At 68.4% G+C, this 14060-nt stretch carries 15 protein-coding genes and 1 pseudogene; 5 read left to right on the forward strand and 11 right to left on the reverse strand.

What is annotated here, in order from left to right; translation table 11 throughout:
- Positions 1–9 precede the first annotated feature (9 nt).
- A pseudogene (locus OH768_RS02260) lies at positions 10–301 on the forward strand (transposase family protein); the annotation flags it as partial.
- A gap of 282 nt (positions 302–583) precedes the next feature.
- On the forward strand, positions 584–1018 hold the full coding sequence (locus tag OH768_RS02265; RefSeq protein ID WP_406449442.1) for a VOC family protein: 435 nt from the start codon (positions 584–586) through the stop codon (positions 1016–1018).
- Between the two features lie 45 nt (positions 1019–1063).
- Here OH768_RS02265 and OH768_RS02270 read toward each other — a convergent pair whose 3' ends face one another.
- Positions 1064–1411, reverse strand: coding sequence for a hypothetical protein (locus OH768_RS02270; RefSeq protein ID WP_406449444.1), 348 nt, complete (start codon positions 1409–1411; stop codon positions 1064–1066).
- 206 nt (positions 1412–1617) lie between these two features.
- Here OH768_RS02270 and OH768_RS02275 point away from each other — a divergent pair, with 206 nt between their 5' ends.
- Positions 1618–3801 carry an MMPL family transporter gene (locus tag OH768_RS02275; protein WP_406449446.1) on the forward strand — a complete coding sequence of 728 codons (2184 nt, stop codon included), beginning with the start codon at positions 1618–1620 and terminating at the stop codon, positions 3799–3801.
- A 99-nt stretch (positions 3802–3900) separates the two neighbouring features.
- Here the strand turns inward: OH768_RS02275 and OH768_RS02280 are convergent, their stop codons facing one another.
- From OH768_RS02280 to OH768_RS02325, 10 genes are all read right to left on the reverse strand, one after another.
- Positions 3901–4179 (reverse strand): hypothetical protein, encoded by a 279-nt coding sequence (locus OH768_RS02280; protein ID WP_406449448.1) that lies wholly within the window; start codon positions 4177–4179, stop codon positions 3901–3903.
- A gap of 121 nt (positions 4180–4300) precedes the next feature.
- Positions 4301–4954 carry a TetR/AcrR family transcriptional regulator C-terminal domain-containing protein gene (locus OH768_RS02285; RefSeq protein ID WP_406449450.1) on the reverse strand — a complete coding sequence of 218 codons (654 nt, stop codon included), beginning with the start codon at positions 4952–4954 and terminating at the stop codon, positions 4301–4303.
- A gap of 36 nt (positions 4955–4990) precedes the next feature.
- Positions 4991–5395, reverse strand: a complete 405-nt coding sequence (locus tag OH768_RS02290) for a RidA family protein (protein WP_406449452.1) — start codon at positions 5393–5395, stop codon at positions 4991–4993.
- Between the two features lie 71 nt (positions 5396–5466).
- Positions 5467–6051, reverse strand: coding sequence for a helix-turn-helix domain-containing protein (locus OH768_RS02295; protein WP_388113988.1), 585 nt, complete (start codon positions 6049–6051; stop codon positions 5467–5469).
- Between the two features lie 64 nt (positions 6052–6115).
- The gene (locus OH768_RS02300) at positions 6116–6811 is read right to left on the reverse strand and encodes an alpha/beta fold hydrolase (RefSeq protein ID WP_406449454.1); all 696 of its coding nucleotides are present in this window, start codon (positions 6809–6811) and stop codon (positions 6116–6118) included.
- Between the two features lie 130 nt (positions 6812–6941).
- The gene (locus OH768_RS02305; protein WP_406449456.1) at positions 6942–8261 is read right to left on the reverse strand and encodes a dihydrolipoamide acetyltransferase family protein; all 1320 of its coding nucleotides are present in this window, start codon (positions 8259–8261) and stop codon (positions 6942–6944) included.
- A gap of 13 nt (positions 8262–8274) precedes the next feature.
- On the reverse strand, positions 8275–9231 hold the full coding sequence (locus OH768_RS02310; protein WP_406465114.1) for an alpha-ketoacid dehydrogenase subunit beta: 957 nt from the start codon (positions 9229–9231) through the stop codon (positions 8275–8277).
- An 8-nt stretch (positions 9232–9239) separates the two neighbouring features.
- Positions 9240–10376 carry a thiamine pyrophosphate-dependent dehydrogenase E1 component subunit alpha gene (locus OH768_RS02315; RefSeq protein WP_406449458.1) on the reverse strand — a complete coding sequence of 379 codons (1137 nt, stop codon included), beginning with the start codon at positions 10374–10376 and terminating at the stop codon, positions 9240–9242.
- Positions 10377–10425: 49 nt separating this feature from the next.
- Complete coding sequence (locus OH768_RS02320; RefSeq protein ID WP_406449460.1) at positions 10426–11187, reverse strand: SDR family NAD(P)-dependent oxidoreductase; 762 nt, start codon at positions 11185–11187, stop codon at positions 10426–10428.
- 54 nt (positions 11188–11241) lie between these two features.
- Entirely contained in the window at positions 11242–12387 is a 1146-nt protein-coding gene (locus OH768_RS02325) for an acyl-CoA dehydrogenase family protein (protein WP_406449462.1), read from the reverse strand.
- Positions 12388–12567: 180 nt separating this feature from the next.
- Between OH768_RS02325 and OH768_RS02330 the strand changes: the two genes are divergently transcribed.
- Positions 12568–13017, forward strand: coding sequence for an Lrp/AsnC family transcriptional regulator (locus tag OH768_RS02330; RefSeq protein ID WP_019070147.1), 450 nt, complete (start codon positions 12568–12570; stop codon positions 13015–13017).
- A 118-nt stretch (positions 13018–13135) separates the two neighbouring features.
- Complete coding sequence (locus OH768_RS02335) at positions 13136–13942, forward strand: class II aldolase/adducin family protein (RefSeq protein ID WP_406449465.1); 807 nt, start codon at positions 13136–13138, stop codon at positions 13940–13942.
- Positions 13943–14060 lie beyond the last annotated feature (118 nt).

The raw sequence follows: 14060 nt of genomic DNA on the forward strand, positions 1-14060 counted from the left end.
CACTCCGGTATGGCTGGGGTGTTGAGGGCCGGAGAGGTGTGGGTGGAGACGTTCACCTGCCTGCAAGTGACGCAGTTCGCGCGCCTGTTCAAGGTGGTGCGAGTGCGGGACGGTAACGGCGCAACGGCACCTTGCGGGACCGGCCATGGTCGCTGCCGCCGGCCGAGCAAATACTGGTGGTCGCGGTGTACTACCGCACGAATCTGACGATGCGGCAGCTGGGGCCCCTGCTCGCGATCGAGCCGTCTCCCGCGCGGCCGATGCCCCAGAAGACATGTGGATCACGGACGGCACCCGCGTGACCAAACCAAACACCCCAACAGGCCGGCTCAGGCTGCCTGATCACGGCCCTCTGGAACACCCTTTGAGCGTTGCCCCGCAACTGATCTTGGCCTGAAGGCAGTTGATCAGGACTGGTTCCTGGGGACCACTGGGACGCTCCGCCGCCACAGTCGCGTCGTTCTCGTGGGCTGTTCGGTTTGAGCACTTGATGTCCGGGGCGGCCCAGGGTGCGACGGGTGACGGGCAGATCTGCCCGGGAAATTGAGCGGCAGAGTCCCCAGTTACGCGCTACGGTGCGCCGATGTCTGCGATCAAGAAGTTCCAAGTCACCTTTGACTGTGCAGAACCGGAGCGCCTCGCTCGCTTCTGGTGTGAAGTGCTGGGATACGTCATGCCGACGCCACCGGAAGGGTTCACCACCTGGGACGATTTCAACCGCACCCTGCCTCCCGAGCAGCAGGGATCATGGTTCGCCTGCAGTGATCCCTCGGGCGTGGGCCCGCGCCTGTACTTCCAGCGCGTCCCCGAAGGCAAGATCGTCAAGAATCGGGTGCATCTCGATGTCCGGGTCGGCACCGGGCTCGTGGGGGACGAGCGCCTCGCCGTGCTCGAGGCCGAGTGCGCACGACTGGTCGCGCTCGGTGCGACCCACGTGCAGACGCTGTACGCCGATGAGGAAAACGAGTCCTGCATCCCGATGCTGGACATCGAGGGCAACGAGTTCTGTATCGACTGAACATTGGGGCGAGGTCTTGGTGCTACCGCTCCGCTTGGCGCCCCGTCAGCCGGAGGCCGGACTCTTGCGCGCCGCGGTCATGAACGCGGCCTTGTGTGTCTCGAGGTGCTCGTTCACTTCGGTGTCGCCGATGTCTCTCCACACCGCCTGGTTGAGCGCGTACCCGCAGAGGCGGACGGGCTCGTGCAGTGCTTCGTCGCACATCAGCATCACATTGCCCGACGCCGTCCACAGCGCGGTCATGGCGGGCACGGCGCCCGTCATCCAGCCGTTCTCATCATCGCCCCACTGCTCAGGGCGGCTGTAAGCGACCCGCTCGGCCTCCTGCGCTTTCGCGACGAACTCCTTGAGCACCTGCAGTTGTTCCGCCCGACGGCTCTCCGCCGCGGCCACGGTCTGCCTGCGTTGCCCGGTCCGCCCCCGAAAAACTCACCCGCGTTCGCAACCATGCCTGTGTTATGAATCTTCACGCCTGACCGATATGACAAGAAGACAGACAACCATTCGACCGGCCAACGGGTGAGGGCCGGTCGGGGTCGCCGATGCCGGGGTCCGCTCCCCGGGCTGCGGTGATCTTCCTGCCCAGGAGGACCTCCCGCATGTTCCGACGTATTGGCAATACGGTCGTCCGACATCCCGTCTGGACGATCGCCGCGTGGCTGATCGCGGCGGTGGCGATTGTCGCCACCGCTCCGGGCCTGCCCTCCAACAGTGACGAGAGCAGTTTCCTGCCCAAGAGCTACGAATCCATCAAAGCGGCGGATCTGCAGGTGAAGGCGTTCCCCAGCGCCTTCACCCCGTCCGCCATCGCGCTGTACCAGCGCACCGACGGCGGCAAACTGACCGCCGCCGACAAGAAGGACGTCGCCCGGATCACCACCGAACTGGGCGAGAAGCACATCGACCAGGTGCAGAAGGTAGTCCCCGGCCAGCCGTCCAAGGACGGCCGCTACACCATGTCCCTGGTCCAGATGGACAGCAAGAACGCCGGCCAGCCCGTCCAGGCGGATGCCGCCAAGGTGCTGCGCGAGGACGTCAAGCAACTGGTCAAGGGCACGGACCTGGAGGTGAAGCTCGGCGGTTCCGCCGCGCAGGCCCTCGATCAGCAGGACTCCTCCAAGCGCGGCGAGGCGCTGATCGGCATCGGGACCTTCGTCATCATCCTGGTGACGCTCCTGATCATCTTCCGGGCGCCGATCCTCGCTTTCCTGCCCCTGCTGCTGATCGGTGTGGTGGCGGCCATCGCCAACGGGCTGATCGCGTACGCCACCAAGCTGTTCGGCCTGCAGGCCAACAGTTCCGTCTCGTCGATCCTGATCGTCGTGCTGTTCGGTGTGGGCACGGACTACTTCCTGTTCCTGATGTTCCGCTACCGAGAACGGCTGCGGGCGGGTGACGAACCGAAGCAGGCCATGATCAACGCGGTCGCCCGGGTCGGCGAGGCCATCGCCTCGGCGGCCGGCGCGGTCATCATCGCGTTCCTCGCGCTGGTGCTGTCCACGCTGGGCTTCCTCAAGCAGATGGGTCCGGCGCTGGCGATCGCGGTCAGCGTCACCCTGATCGCGGGCCTGACCCTGATCCCGGCCGTGGTGTCGCTGATCGGGCCGAAGGTCTTCTGGCCTTCCAAGTCGTGGCAGCGGGAGCCGGAGGACGCCCGGTTCGCCGCGCTGGGCCGCGGTGTGCGGCGCCGTCCCGCGCTGACCGCAGCGCTCTCCGGCCTCGTTCTCGTCGCCCTGTCGCTCGGCACCCTCGGTTACAAGGCCACCTTCGACCTGGCCTCGGGTTCCATGCCCAAGACCAAGGAGTCGATGGTCGTCCAGGACGAGATGCAGAAGGCGTACTCGGCGGGTGCCGCCGCGCCCACCGACGTCTATCTCTCCAGCGCCGACGGCCGGGAGCTCGACCGGAGCACCTTCGCCTCCTACGCCGAGAAGCTCGGGGCCGTGGACGGGGTCGCGAGCGCCCGGATGAGCCAGGTCAACAAGGACGGCACCACGGCGGACTTCACCGTGACGCTGAAGTACGAGGCCTCGACGGAGAAGGCGATCGACACCGTGGGCCGGGTGCGCGAGGTCGCGCACTCCGCCGCACCCGACGGTACGGAGGCCCTGGTCGGCGGCATGTCCTCGATCTACAAGGACATCAACGCCGCGGTCAATCACGACTACCGGACCGTCTTCCCCGTCGCCGCCCTGCTGATCATGCTGATCCTGGGACTGGTGCTGCGCAGTGTGGTCGCGCCCCTGTACCTCATGGCGTCGGTGGGTCTCGGCTTCGGCGCCACGCTCGGCGCCACCGTCTGGATCTTCCAGGACGCGCAGGGGCACCCGGGTCTGATGTTCATGCTCCCGGTGATCATGTATCTCTTCGTGGTCGCCATCGGTACCGACTACAACATCCTGATGATCGCCCGGCTGCGCGAGGAGGCCCGTGAGGGTCGCGATCCGCGCGAGGCGGCGGGTATGGCGTTGCGGCACGCGGGGCCGACCGTGGCGGCGGCCGGTTTCATCCTCGCGGCGACCTTCGCGACCATGATGCTGGCCGGCAACGCGCTGCTCACCGAGATGGGTTTCGCCGTCTCCTTCGGCATCGCCGTCGCCGCGTTCGTGATGGCGATGTTCTTCACGCCCAGTCTCACGGCCCTGATCGGCCACGCGGCCTGGTGGCCGGGCCACGCCGACCGCGCACGGGAAGCAACTCCTGCTCCGGGCACCGGTTCCGGCATCTCCGGCAGTGGGGATCAGGACTCGGTCGCCCACGATCCGGCAGGCCGACGCGGGTAGTCACCGCACCGAGGGCCTGTCCGCCGCCCCGACATCCGGCGGACAGGCCCTCGCTCAACTCCCCGACGGCGAGGCAGAGTTCCCCGATCTTCATGGTCGTCAGCTCGTCGGTACGGCATCCGAGACCGTCGGCGACGGAGTGCCGGACGCGGTTCCGGTGCCGGGGCACTCCGGGAGCGAGAGTCCGTCAGGGCCTCCGGTGAGTCCGGCCACCAGGTACAGCCCGCCGACGGCTCCCGAGAACGGGATCGTAGTCGTGGTGGTGTACCAGCCAGGAGCGGTCACGATCAGTACGTACGTCCCGAACCCCGCGCCGAACACGGCCAGCGCGACGGCCTCACGCCGGGCCGACAACCACACGCCCGGGGCACCGGACAAATGAGCCGCCCCCTCCCCCTTAGACGCGACTACTCAGCGTAGGCCCGAAGCAACGGTTCCTGTGGCGGAATCCGCGCAATACGGGTCACTCCGCCGACGGGGCGGGCCGGAGCGCGCACCCTCACCTCCCGGAACCGGGCCTGGGTCTGGTCGTCGGGGCCGACTGAAGGATCTGCTCGATCCCGAAGTCGAAGCGGTCGCCGTAGTCGATCGAGACGTAGTCCTCGAGTACCGAATGGAGGCCGGGGAAACGCTGTTCATTCACCGATTCCCGCAGCCGGTCGTGGAATGCGGCCGGTGTCGCCTGCTCCTCCTGGACGAGGCCGAGCGTGAAATAGAAAAGGCTCCAGGACGTCCACGCGGCCGACTTACGGGTGGGGCACCCCTCGAAGAGGACGGTCACCAGTCGTTCGGAAAAGGCCAGCGTGTTCGGTTCGACGGGAAATGTTCCGGCGACGAGCAGGGCGCCGTCCCGGTGTGCGAGCATTGCGCGCCGCAGCCGCCGGAGCAGTTCGGCCACCTGCTCGCGCCAGTCTCCGTGCAGGTTCTCCAGGTCGACCTCGCCCATGATGGACTCCGCCATCAGGCCGAGCAGCCGGTCCCTGGTCCGGATGTGCCACATGACCGTGTTCATCCTGACGCCGAGTTCGGCGGCCACCGCCCTCGCGGACAGTTTGGCGAATCCGTCCCTTTGCAGGACATCGAATGCGGCCTCGACGACGCGGTCGAGCGTGATTCCGACCTTGGTTCGGGCGGCGCCTGGCGTCTTGGTCACCGATCAATGGTATCCGGGCGGCCCGCACCGGGTCGGTCACAGGGTCGCCACCACCTCGATCTCCACCAGAAAGCCCTCCGCGAAGAGCGTCTTCACGCCCACGCAGGTGCTCGCGGGCGGCGTCTGCCCCTCTCCTCGGGAGCCGGCGATGAGCGCGATCAACCGCTCCGCGTTGTCGGTGTCGTACCCCACGAGGTGAATGGTTTCCTTGATGATTTGGCTACGGCTCGAACCTCCGGCGACCAGCACCGCGTCGATGTTCTCGTAGGCCTTGGTGAACTGCGCGGCCAGGTCGCCCCGGCCGACGAGTTTCCCTTCGGCGTCCCACGCGACCTGTCCGGACGTATAGAGGAGACCCAGGTCGGGGACCGCCAGGCCGTGGGAGATCACACCGGTGAGAGGCGGGAGTTCAGCGGGATTCAGCGTGATGATCGAAGACATGGCGAGGCCTTCCCTCTTGCCGCAGAATGGGTGTTTCCGTCATTCCCGCGCAGTACGCAGCGGGTGTTCGCCTAATTGCGACGCGACGCCGGAATGGGGTGTCGCATCGGAACGGTTGCCGCCGTCGACGCGATCAGTACGGTGGCGTCGGCATCGTCGTTGCTGGTGAGACGATGCTCCTTCGACGAGTCGAAATGCACCGAATCCCCGGCATTGAGCTGCAGCGATACGCCCGAGATGTCGAGTGTGATCGCCCCCGACACGACATGCAGCCATTCCTCGCCGACATGTCGCGCGGTCTTGGTGTGTTTACCTGCCGTCAATTCGACCCGGATGACGGACATCGTTTCGCGAGGCCCGCTCAGTACGGTGTAGCGGCCGTCCTGGCCCTCACGCGTCATCGCCTCGTCGGCGCGCACCAGATGGAAGTCGTCCTGGTCGGGTTCCTGTACCAGTTCGCTGATGGATACGCCGTAGACGCGGGCGATCTGCAGCAGACTGCCGATGGACGGCTTGCGTACGCCCTTCTCCAGGCGCGAGAGATGCGCCGAGGAAATGCCGGTCTGTTCGGCCAGTGTCGTCAGGGTGATGCCCCGCTCGCCTCGCATGTCCTTGAGGCGTTGGGCAACCCACAGATCAGTGTCCTCGATCGACATTCCCGCACGATAACATGCCTGTGAGGCAATTGAGCCCGCCTGCCAGGTACATCGGACAGGCCCCTTAGGCGAGCTTCAGCAGTTCCTGCGCGAAGCCGTTCGGGTGCGTCAGCAGGCCGACATGGGTGACGCCGGACAGTGCGACGACCCGGAAACCGCGTTTCTCCGCCCCGGCGGCCACCTCGGTGAAGAAGTCCTGATCGGCACAGTGGATATAGGTGACCGGCCTGGCCGCCAGAACCTCTTCGCTGCCGGGTCCGAGCGGTTCCTCGTGGGTGAGCAGCGGCATCGGCGTCATCCTGCTCGACAGCCATGCCGCCCCCTCCTCGTCCGCACCGAGCGCCCCGGTGTCGAGCGGCGCCACTTCCCACTCGGCCGGCCCCCGCGCTTCGGCGAACGCCGGCTCCAGCCAGGGCAGCATCCCGAACGCCGACTCACCGGTCACGGGGGCGAAGGCGTCCGCGTAGACCATCTGCCCGACCCGGTCGGCGGCGAGCGCGGCGGCTCCCGTGATCACCATCCCGCCGTAGCTGTGCCCGACCAGGATCGCGTCCTGCACCCCTTCGGATTCCAGGAGTTGGGCGATTTCCCGCGCGTGGACGCCCAGGCCGACGTCCGGCGCGGAGAGCTCGTGACGCTCGGCGAGACCGGCCAGGGTGGGGGTGAGAACCGTATGGCCGGCGCTCTCCAGCAAGGGGCGCAACCGGTCCCACACCCAGCCGCCACCCCACGAACCGTGTACGAGTACGAACGTTGCCATGGCCCGCTCCTCCTGAGACTCCAAGACCCCTCGGCCTTTCCCACAGAGTCACGGTCCAGCCCGCCCAAGTCAACCTCTTAGGCAAAATAAGTTGCCTCTCAGGCCGAGGAACCGATCGGCATCACCGCCCTCACAGCAGCGCCAGCCCCGGTTCGTGCAGGATCTCCGCGATGCCGGCCAGCAGCTCGGAGCCCTGTCTGCCGTCCATCAGCCGATGGTCGAAGGAGAGCGCGAGTTGGGTCACCCACCGGGGCTCGATCCGTTCGTCCCCGTTGTCGTCCCGGACCACCCAGGGCATACGGCGGACGGCGCCCACGGCGAGAATGGCGGCCTCGCCGGGGTTGAGGATCGGGGTGCCGGTGTCCACCCCGAACACCCCCACATTGGTGAGCGTGATGGTTCCGCCCGTCATGTCCTGCGGGGAGGTGCGGCCGGCTCGGGCGGTCGCGGTCAAGTCCGCGAGCGCCTGGGCCAGTTCACGCAAGGACATCCGGTCCGCGCCCTTGATGTTCGGCACGACCAGACCGCGGTCCGTCGCCGCCGCGACCCCGAGGTTGACGTAGTGCTTCAGGACGATCTCCTGCGCCGCCTCGTCCCAACTCGAGTTCGCCTCAGGGGTCTTGGACAGCGCGATCAGCAGGGCCCGGGCGAAGAACAGCAGCGGGGTGACCCGCAGCTCGCGGAACTCCCTTCGCCCCGCGACGAGTTCACGGAGCCGCATGGTGGCGGTGACGTCGACGGTGATGAATTCGGTGACGTGCGGTGCGGTGAAGGCGGAGGCGACCATGGCGGCGGCCGTGTGCTTGCGTACCCCGCGGATCGGCATGCGTGTCTCGGCCGGTCGCGCCGTGTCGGGGCGCGGTGTGGGAGCGGTCTGCGGGGCCGTGCGCCGGGCGGCCTCGCGCACGTCGTCGCGGGTGATGGTGCCGCCGGGGCCGGTGGGGGTGACGGTGGTGAGGTCGACCCCGAGGTCCTTGGCGAGTTTACGGACCGGCGGTTTGGCCGCGGGCCGTTCGACCACCTGGTCCGGTCGACTGGCCCCGGCCCTGGCCCGGTCCTCGGGCGGCGATGTCCTGTGCCGCGGTGCGGCGTAACGCCTTCTGCGACGGCCGGCGCCCGCGCCCTGCGGGCCGTATCCGACCAGCAGTGCCGCCTGTTCCGGCTCCAGCTGCCGCGTCGCACGACCGTCCGACGACTCCCCCGGTGGGCCGGTGTCGATCGTGATGAGCGGCTTGCCGACCGCCAGGGACTCCCCCACTTCCGCATGGAGGGCACTGACGACACCGGCGTAGGGCGAGGGGAGTTCTACGGCGGCCTTGGCCGTCTCCACCTCGACGATGATCTGGTTGACCTCGACGGTGTCGCCGGGCCGGACCGACCAGGCGAGGATCTCGGCCTCCGTCAGGCCCTCACCGACGTCGGGGAGCAGGAACTGCTGCGGGCTCGTCACGGTGCGCCCCTTCCTAGTAACTCAGGCTGCGGTCAATGGCGTTGAGGATCCGGTCGACACCGGGAAGCCAGTCCGACTCGAGGCGGCTGGGCGGGTAGGGGGTGTCGTATCCGGTCACCCGCACGACGGGCGCTTCGAGGAAGTGGAACTCCTCGTCCTGCAGCCGTGCGGCGACCTCGGCGCCGAACCCGTGGGAGTGGGCGGCCTCATGGACCATGACGGCCCGGCCGGTGCGGTGCACGGACGCGCGGACGGTCGTGGTGTCCCAGGGCGAGAGACTGCGCAGGTCTACGACCTCCACGCTGCGCCCCTCCTCCGCCGCAACCTCGGCCGCCTCCAGGGCGACGGGCACTGTCGGTCCGTAGGCGATGAGGGTCACGTCCGCGCCCTCGCGGCGGACCACGGCCCGGTCCAGGGGCTGGGGCGAGGAGGGGTCGATCTCTCCCTTGGTCCAGTAGTGCCGCTTGGGTTCGAGGAAGATCACGGGGTCGTCGTCGGCCACGGCCTGTTGGATCATGTGGAACGCGTCGTGCGGGGTGGAGCAGGTGACCACCTTGAGCCCGGCGGTGTGGGCGAAGTACGTCTCGGGCGACTCGGAGTGGTGCTCGATCGAGCCGATGCCGCCGCCGTAGGGGATGCGGATCACCACGGGCAGGGAGATGCGGCCGGCCGAGCGGTGCCGGAGTTTGGCGAGTTGGGTGATGATCTGGTTCGCGGCCGGGTAGACGAAGCCGTCGAACTGGAGCTCGCAGACCGGTCGGTAGCCGCGCATCGCGAGTCCGATCGCCGCTCCGACGATGCCTGCCTCGCCCAGTGGGGTGTCGACCACGCGCAGGTCGCCGAACTCCTTCCGCAGGCCGTCCGTCACCCGGAACACACCGCCGAGCCGGCCGATGTCCTCGCCCATGAGCAGGACTTTGGGATCGTCGGTCAGGGCTTGGCGCAGGCCGTCGTTGAGGGCTTTCACCATGGAAACGCTCACTGCCGCTCTCCGTCCTGCGGCCCGGTGGAGACGAACTCCAGGTGCTCGCGCAGCTGTTGGCGCAGATCGGCGGGCATCTGCGCGTAGGTGTGCTCGAAAGGGGAGGCCGGGTCGGGCTCGGCCAACTCGCGGCAGCCGGTGCGCAGTTGCTCGGCGAGGTCCCGTTCGCGTTGTTCGAGGTCGGTGAAGTGGTCGTCGGTCACCGCGCCCGTGGACCGCAGATGGGCCTCCAGCCGCTCCAGCGGGTCCCGGGCCGCCCAGTCCTCGGTCTCGGCGGCGGGCCGGTAGCGGGTCGCGTCGTCGGCGGTGGTGTGGGCGTTGACGCGATAGGTGACGGCCTCGATCAGCGTCGGGCCGCCGCCCGAGCGCGCCCGGTGCAGCGCCTGGCGGGTCGCGGCGAGGCAGGCCAGGACGTCGTTGCCGTCGACGCGGATGCCCGGAAAGCCGTATCCGGCCGCCCGCCTGGCCGCGGGGATGCGGCTCTGCACGCTGTAGGGGGCGGAGATGGCCCACTGGTTGTTCTGGCAGAAGAAGACCACCGGCAGGTTCTGCGCAGCCGCCCACACGAACGCCTCGTTGGTCTCGCCCTCGCTCAGCGCGCCGTCCCCCAGGAACGCCAGGACGGCCGTGTCGCGGTCGGGGTCGCCCGAGCCGGTGCTGTCGTCCCGGTGCAGGCCCATGGCGTAGCCCACCGCGTGCAGGGTCTGCGCCCCGATGACGAGGGTGTACAGGTTGAAGTGGTGGGCGTAGGGGTCCCAGCCGCCGAGTGTGGTGCCGCGGAAGAGGCCCAGCAGTGCGACCGGGTCGAGGCCGCGGCACCAGGCCACCCCGTGTTCGCGGTAGGTGGGGAAGACCATGTCCTGGCGGCGCAGTGCGTGTGCCGCGCCGACCTGTGCGGCCTCCTGTCCGCGCAGTGAGGGCCACAGGCCCAGTTCGCCCTGGCGTTGGAGGGCGATGGCCTCCGTGTCCAGTCGGCGGGTGAGTGTCATGTCGCGGTGCAGGGCGGGGAGGTCGACGGTGGTCAGGTCGAGCGGCAGCCGGTCGTCCGGGTTCAAGTTCCCTGACGGGTCGAGGAGTTGTATCGGTGGGTCGAAGGGGAGTGTCTCCGGCGGCGCGGGTTCGGTGGATGCCATGAGTGGTCTCTTTCCGGGCAACGGGCGACGGGCGACGGTGGGTCGGGATTCAGCGCGGGGGCATGCGCAGGGCGCCGTCGAGGCGGATGACCTCGCCGTTGAGCATCGGGTTGTCGAGGATGTGGCCGACCAGGGAGGCGTATTCGTCCGGTGACCCGAGCCGGGACGGATGCGGTACGGCCGCGCCCAGCTGTGTCCGTGCCTTCTCCGGGAGTCCCGAGAGCAGCGGGGTGTCGAACAGCCCGGGCGCGACGGTGACGACGCGGATGGCCGAGTCGGCGAGATCCCGGGCCGCCGCCAGGGTCAGGGAGGCCACCCCGCCCTTGCTCGCCGCGTAGGCGGCCTGGCCGATCTGTCCGTCGTAGGCGGCGATCGACGCGGTGCAGACGATGACTCCCCGGTCGCCGTTGTCCGGGGTGTTGCCGACCATGGCTGCGGCAGCGGCGGCGAGGACATGGAAGGTGCCGAGCAGGTTGATCTCGACCACGCGCCGGAAGTCCCCGGCGGGCAGTGCTCCCCGCTTGCCCAGGATGCGACCGGGTGTCGCGATCCCGGCGCAGTTCACCGCAGCGCGCACCGGTCCGTGCCCGGCCGCGTCCGCGAAGGCCTGCCGGACCTGTTCCGGATCGGTCACATCGGCGGGGACGAAATGGGCGCGTTCCCCCAACGCGGCTGCTGCGGGCTTCCCTTGGCTGTCCGGGAGGTCCAACAGCACGACCGTACGGCCCTGTCGGTGGAGTCGGTGCGCGGTCGCCCGCCCCAGTCCGGAGCCGCCGCCCGCTATGACGGCAACGGCGTCGTGTGGTGCCACGGTGCCCGCCTTTCTCAGGTTCGTCTTCTCAAGTTCGTTGGAAACGTGGCGTGTTCAGGAGCCGGCGAGATGGCGGCCGATGACCAGGCGCTGGATCTGGTTGGTGCCCTCGAAGATCTGGGTGATCTTCGCCTCGCGCATATAGCGCTCCACCGGGTGCTCGCGGACGTATCCGGCACCGCCGAGGACCTGGACGGCGTCGGTGGTCACGGCCATCGCCGTGTCGGTCGCGATGAGTTTGGCGATGCTGGCCTGTCGACTGAACTGCTGACCGGAGTCCTTGCGGCGGGCGGCGACCAGGTAGGTGGCGCGGGCCGCCTCGGTGCGCGCCGCCATGTCGGCGAGCAGGAAGCCCACACCTTGGTGCTCGATGATGCGGCGGCCGAACGTCCGGCGCTCGCGGGCGTAGTCGACCGCGTGGTCGAGCGCCGCCTGCGCGATGCCGACCGCCACGGCGGCGATGCCGAGCCGCCCGGCGTCGAGTGCGGACAGCGCGATCCTCAGTCCCTGGCCGGGCTCGCCGATCAGCCGGTCCTCGGGGATGTGCACGTCGTCGAAGTTCATGACAGCAGTGGTGGAACTGCGCAGCCCCATCTTGCGCTCCGGGGCGCCCGCGCTCAGGCCGGGCGACCGGGCGTCCACGTGAAAGCAGGAGATGCCGTTGCGGGGGTCGTCCGAGGTGCGCAGAAACGCGGTGTAGAAGTCGGCCTGGCCGCCATGGGTGACCCAGGCCTTGGTGCCCCGGGCGACCCACGCGCCGCCGTCGTGTGCCGCGCGGGCCCGGATGGCACTGGGGTCGGAGCCCGCGTGCTCCTCCGACAGGCAGTACGCACCCAGCGCGGTGCCGCTCAGCTGCCACGGGAGCAGCGTCTGCTTCTGGCTCGCGGAGCCGAAGGCCGAGACCGCGTGGCAGGACAGGGTGTGGACGCTGACACCGACCGCGACGGCGGCCCACCGGGCGGCCAGTTCTTCGAGTACTTGCAGGTAGACGGCGTAGGGCTGGCCGCCGCCCCCGACGTCCTCGGCGAAGGGAAGGGTCAGCAGTCCCGTCTCGCCCAGGAGGTGGAACACCTCGCGGGGGAAGCGGCCCTCCTCCTCGAACTCCGCGGCACGCGGGGCGAGTTCCTTGTCCGCGATGTCGACGGTCAGCTCCAGCAGCTCCTGGGCTTCGCTGGAGGGTAGTTCGCGCTCAACTTTCACCGCTGAGTCCCTTTCTCACGCCCTCGAACGGCGGTCGCCGACCGGTTGGCAGGTGTGGACAGTGGAGCGGCGGGACCTAGCGGCAGGCAATTAAGTTGCAGCTATCTTGCACACGATGCAAGAAACTGGACTCGCATCAGGATTTCCCGCAAAGAACAGGCGTCAGCAGGAGGACGGCACATGACCGACACGGGACTCATCGACAGCGTCGACCGCGCGATTCTGGATCTGCTGGTGGAGGACGGCCGCCGGACGATGACGGAGATCGCGGAGCGGGTCAGCCTCTCCCCGTCGGCGGTCAAACGCCGGGTCGACCGGCTGGAGCGGGTCGGTGTCATCGCGGGCTACACGGTCACCCTCGACCACGGAAAGCTCGGCGCCGGCTTCGAGGCCTTCGTCGAGCTGCGGTTCGCCGGCGACGTCAAGGTCGAGGCGATCACGATGGCCGCCACCAGCGTCCCGGAGGCCCAGGAGGTCTTCACCGTCGCCGGCGACCCCGACGCCCTGGTCCGCGTCCGGGTGACCGACGTGCAGCACCTGAGAGATGTCATCGACCGGCTCCGGCGCACGGGTGCGGTGATCGGCACCAAGACGCTCATGGTGCTGGGCGCCTGGCGAAGGGGCGACTGAAAGGGCAGGAATCCTGCCAGTGAGGCAACATTAATTACCTCTGAGGTTGACATCGGGCGGAGGATGGTTGCAGCCTGAAAGAAATTCCTCGTGACCTCGCACCGGAAAGGACGTGCTGATGTCCGTCACCACCGGCAGCAACGACATCGACTTCGACAACACCGAGGAACTCGACATTCCTCGCCTCGCGGAGAGCCGCGACACCATTGAGGCCGAACGTACGCACCGCAAGCGGCAGTTGGCCGCCGCGTTCCGGATCTTCGCCCGCTACGGCTTCGACGAGGGCATCGCCGGACACATCACCGCACGGGACCCCGAGTTCCCCGACCGGTTCTGGGTCAACCCGTACGCGGTGCACTTCTCCAGGATCCGTGTCGGCGACCTGCTGCTCATCGACGACGAAGGCCGGGTGATCGAGGGCGACCGCAGGACCAACAAGGCGGCCTTCTGGATCCATTCCTCCATCCACCACGCCCGCCCGGACGTCGTGGCGGTGGCACACGCCCACACCATCCACGGCAGGGCCTTCGCCTCACTGGACAAGCCGCTGGACCCGATCGTGCAGGAGTCCTGCGCCTTCTACGACGACCATGTCCTGTTCGACGAGTACAAGGGTCTGGTCCTTGAGAGGTCCGAGGGAGAGCGGATCGCCGTCCGGCTCGGCGACCGGAGGGCGGCCATTCTCCGCCACCACGGCCTGCTGACCGTCGGGCGGTCGGTCGAGGAGGCCGCGTGGTGGTTCATCACCATGGAACGAGCCTGCCAGATGCAACTGCTCGCCGACTCCGCCGGAAAGCCCCGGATCATGACCGAGGAGGAAGTGACCCTGGCGCACCGGCAGTTCAGCAACGCCAACATGGCACGGCACAACTTCAATCTCCTGGCCGATCTCGTCGTGGCGGAGGAGCCCGACGTACTGGAGTGATGCGAACCGTCGCGGCACGCGGCCGGCCTCCTCGGATGGTCAAGGGCCGCTCCTGAACGCCGAGTTGAGCCGCGGGGCCCGACGGCGACCTAGTCGCTTGTGGCGGAGCAGTGGTCGC

The sequence above is a fragment of the Streptomyces sp. NBC_01622 genome (assembly GCF_045209635.1).
GTDB lineage: Bacteria > Actinomycetota > Actinomycetes > Streptomycetales > Streptomycetaceae > Streptomyces.

What these genes read in the sequence shown, in the direction of transcription:
- OH768_RS02335 (WP_406449465.1), top strand. Translation starts at nt 13,136, where the DNA reads ATGTCCGTCACCACCGGCAGCAACGACATCGACTTCGACAACACCGAG.
- OH768_RS02315 (WP_406449458.1), bottom strand. Translation starts at nt 10,376, where the DNA reads ATGGCATCCACCGAACCCGCGCCGCCGGAGACACTCCCCTTCGACCCA.
- OH768_RS02310 (WP_406465114.1), bottom strand. Translation starts at nt 9,231, where the DNA reads ATGGTGAAAGCCCTCAACGACGGCCTGCGCCAAGCCCTGACCGACGAT.
- OH768_RS02265 (WP_406449442.1), top strand. Translation starts at nt 584, where the DNA reads ATGTCTGCGATCAAGAAGTTCCAAGTCACCTTTGACTGTGCAGAACCG.
- OH768_RS02300 (WP_406449454.1), bottom strand. Translation starts at nt 6,811, where the DNA reads ATGGCAACGTTCGTACTCGTACACGGTTCGTGGGGTGGCGGCTGGGTG.
- OH768_RS02290 (WP_406449452.1), bottom strand. Translation starts at nt 5,395, where the DNA reads ATGTCTTCGATCATCACGCTGAATCCCGCTGAACTCCCGCCTCTCACC.
- OH768_RS02295 (WP_388113988.1), bottom strand. Translation starts at nt 6,051, where the DNA reads ATGTCGATCGAGGACACTGATCTGTGGGTTGCCCAACGCCTCAAGGAC.
- OH768_RS02330 (WP_019070147.1), top strand. Translation starts at nt 12,568, where the DNA reads ATGACCGACACGGGACTCATCGACAGCGTCGACCGCGCGATTCTGGAT.
- OH768_RS02275 (WP_406449446.1), top strand. Translation starts at nt 1,618, where the DNA reads ATGTTCCGACGTATTGGCAATACGGTCGTCCGACATCCCGTCTGGACG.